General features: G+C 73.7%; 4 protein-coding genes. 2 read left to right on the top strand and 2 right to left on the bottom strand.

The genetic code is table 11. The features are described from left to right. Window positions 1–116 precede the first annotated feature (116 nt). The gene (locus RWM17_RS13465; RefSeq protein ID WP_123548817.1) at window positions 117–716 is read right to left on the bottom strand and encodes a helix-turn-helix domain-containing protein; all 600 of its coding nucleotides are present in this window, start codon (window positions 714–716) and stop codon (window positions 117–119) included. Window positions 717–1132: 416 nt separating this feature from the next. On the opposite strand from RWM17_RS13465, the gene RWM17_RS13460 reads away from it, so the two are divergent. Next, the gene (locus RWM17_RS13460) at window positions 1133–1711 is read left to right on the top strand and encodes a MarR family transcriptional regulator (RefSeq protein WP_314104484.1); all 579 of its coding nucleotides are present in this window, start codon (window positions 1133–1135) and stop codon (window positions 1709–1711) included. 284 nt (window positions 1712–1995) lie between these two features. Here RWM17_RS13460 and RWM17_RS13455 read toward each other — a convergent pair whose 3' ends face one another. After that, window positions 1996–2187 carry a hypothetical protein gene (locus RWM17_RS13455; RefSeq protein ID WP_314104481.1) on the bottom strand — a complete coding sequence of 64 codons (192 nt, stop codon included), beginning with the start codon at window positions 2185–2187 and terminating at the stop codon, window positions 1996–1998. 96 nt (window positions 2188–2283) lie between these two features. On the opposite strand from RWM17_RS13455, the gene RWM17_RS13450 reads away from it, so the two are divergent. After that, complete coding sequence (locus tag RWM17_RS13450; protein WP_314104479.1) at window positions 2284–3099, top strand: VanZ family protein; 816 nt, start codon at window positions 2284–2286, stop codon at window positions 3097–3099. Window positions 3100–3132 lie beyond the last annotated feature (33 nt).

Genomic DNA, 3132 nt, shown 5'->3' with positions numbered 1-3132 from the left:
GGTGGGGCCGGTCGCGCGGGTCGGGCTGGTCGCGCGGGTCGGGCCGGTCGCGCTGGTAGGGCCTGTCGGGCTGGCAGGTCCCGGGGCGACCGTCTCGGGGGCCGGGGCGTCCTCGGTCACGCGCCCGCGCCTCCTGGGTGCCGGTAGGCCTGATAGGCGAGGACGACGGTCTCGGCTCCGTCGTCGTCGGCGGGGTCGTGTGCGTCGCCGACGTCGACCCAGCGGTCGACGACGGACTCGAGCTCGGCGCGGAGGGCGGCGAGCTCCGTGACCGTGAGGCGGATCGCGCGGTCGCCGCCGGCCGCCGCGGCGACCCACTCGCGCGGCAGGGCCGGCATCGCGTCGACGTACTGGGTGTACCGCGCGGCGTTCGCCTGGACGATCGACTTCTCGAGGGCCGCCGACGCGCTGAGGCGCTCGGGGTCGTCGAGGAGGTCGGCGGGCTCCCACGAGGTGAGGAGGGCCGTGGCCTGCCACCAGCGCTCGCGACGGTCGGCGCTCTGCGGGTCGGCGGCCTGGATCAGGTCGCTCGCCGCGAGCTTCGACAGGTGGTAGCTGACCGTGCCCGGCGCCTCGTCGACCACGTCGCCGAGCTGCGCCGCCGTCTGCGGACCGCGCTGGCGCAGCAGGCCGAGGAGGCGCAGCCGCGTCGGGTGGGCCAGCGCGCGCATCGAGGCGGCGTCGGTGAGGGCGGAGCGGGGCTCGTCGCGGGTCATGGGGCAACGGTAGATGCACAAGGGGTGTTGCGCAAGAGATGTTGTGGAGTTCAGTGCCTCATGCAGGCCCGGCCGCGGACGCGTTCGCGGCCGCGTCCGCGGCGCGGTCAGGCGGGCGTCGGTCGGCCTGACGGCGGCGGGCTCGGTCCATGCGGACCGGTCGCGTGGACGGCGGGCGAGTTCGTCGGAGGCGGGCTGCCGCGACGGCCCGCTGACGACGGTCTCGCCCGCCGACAGGTGGTCGCACGCGGCGGGGGTGGGAACGGGGACGGGCGCGGGCCAGGGCGGTCTTCGGACGGTCACGCGCCTCCTCGGCTGTCCGGATCGCGCAGTACCGAACGGGGGGTGTCTCGACGGTCGAGATTCTCGCTAATCTAATCGTCGGCACGGATGCCGATCTCAGCGCAGGAGCGAACATGACCACCCCGACACTCTCGACCCGACCCAGGTACATGACCCGACCGAACACCGCACCGGACCCGACCCCGGCCGCGGCCCCCTCGCTCGACGGAGGCGCCGGTCACGACGCCGGCGTCGGCCCCGACTCCGTCACCGGCTTCATGCAGGCGTTCGGCGCGGCGCAGATGCGCGCCGAGACCCTGATGAAGATCGTGGCCGCCGACCACGGGATCGGCGTCTCGGACCTTCGCGCGCTGTACTTCGTCCACGGCGGCACGGACGTCACGCCGCGCGAGCTCGCCGCGTACCTCGAGCTCTCGTCGGGCTCCGTCACGAGCCTCGTCGACCGGATGACCGACGCCGGGTTCCTGGACCGCGCCGCCCACCCGACGGACCGGCGCAGCAGCGTCCTCGTCATCGCCCCCGACGGCGTCGCGCTGATCGAGGGCGAGATCGGGTACTACCTCGAGGTCTTCGACGGGCTCGCGTCGCGGCCCGAGCTGGCCGTCGTGACGACCGCGCTCGCCGAGCTCGCGAACTCGATGACGCGGCACGCGGCTGCGCGCTCTGCGGGTGCGAGCTCAGCCTCGGCCTAGCTCGAGGCCTAGGCCGAGCCCGAGCCCGTCTCTCTTGACCGATGTGACGCGTCGAAGGGGTCCGATCGGGGTAGACCCCCTCGACGCGTCACCTCGATCGCGGGGTCGGGCCGGGAGGCGGGGCGGGAGACGCCTCCCTTGGTCGTACCCGCCTCGGCGGCGCTGGCTGCCGCAAGACCCGACCGGGGAGGCGCGAGGCGACTCCCGATGCCCGGAAAAGCCCGTATTGCCGATGGCGCGGTCGGCATTTGCGGACCCGGAGCTGCGGCCGGAGCGGGGTACGGTCAGCGCGGCTCGGGCGAGGCGCCGAAGGCCTTGCGGCCGTTCCACACGGCGATCCCGACGACGAAGAGCGTGAATGAGACCGAGAACACGACGCTCGGCTGCAGCACCGCCCACACGACGACGATCATGCCGACGCTGACGACGAAGCTGATGCCGTACATGATGCGCCCGAGGCGCGTGTTCATCCTCATGGAGACTGTCTACCCAGGCGGAGCGCATTCAGCCCTGCGGGCGAAGCGGTCCCCGGGTGACGGCCGCGAGACTGGAGACCTCGAGAAACGGACTCCATGCACCTCGCCACCCTCCACCTCGTCGTCCCGGCGCTCGCGACCGTCGTCCCCGTGACGATCCTCGCGGTCGCGCTCGTGGGGCTGCGCTCGCGGCGGGCCGGGGCCGACCTGGGGACGACCCTCTGGCGCACGTCGTTCGTCGCCTACCTCGGGGCGCTGGTCGCGGTCACGTTCTTCCCGTTCGTGATCGACCTCGACGCACCGCCGGACTCGCCGTGGCGCCCGATGATGAACCTCGACGCGCTCAGCTCGCTGCACCTCCGGTCGTTCTGGTTGAACATCGTGATGACGGTGCCGCTCGGGGCGTACCTGACGGGCCGCGGGCTGACGGGCCGCGGTCTAGCGGGCGGCGGGCTGGCGGCACGCGGGCGGGCGGGGCTCGGGTCGTCGGGTCGGCGCCGACTGCGGGGCGTCGTGCCGGTCGCCGCGATCGCGCTGGTCGCGAGCGTCACGGTCGAGCTGCTGCAGCTGGTGCTGCACCTCACGATCGGCGGCAACCGCGCGACCGACATCGACGACGTGATCGCCAACACCGCCGGAGCCGTCGTAGGCGCGGTGCTCTGGCGGGCCGTGCTGCTCGTAGGGCGGCTGGTCTTCCCTGGCCGGCACCCTGAGCTGGTCGCCACGGGCGCGAGCGCGAGCACGAGCACGAGCACGAGCACGAGCACGAGCACGAGCTCGACCTCGAGTCTGCGCACGACCTCGAGCCTGCAGGAGGCGGCGCTCGCCACGGCAGGCCCGTCGCGAGGGCGTCCGCACCCCTCGGAGCCGCGTACACCCGCGCGCGCGAGCGAGGGTGCGCGCGGGTCCTGAGGGTGCGGACGTACCGACGCGCCGGCGCGCGAG

Source organism: uncultured Frigoribacterium sp., assembly GCF_963515265.1.
Taxonomy (GTDB): domain Bacteria; phylum Actinomycetota; class Actinomycetes; order Actinomycetales; family Microbacteriaceae; genus Frigoribacterium.
This window is presented reverse-complemented; position numbering and strand designations above follow the sequence as displayed.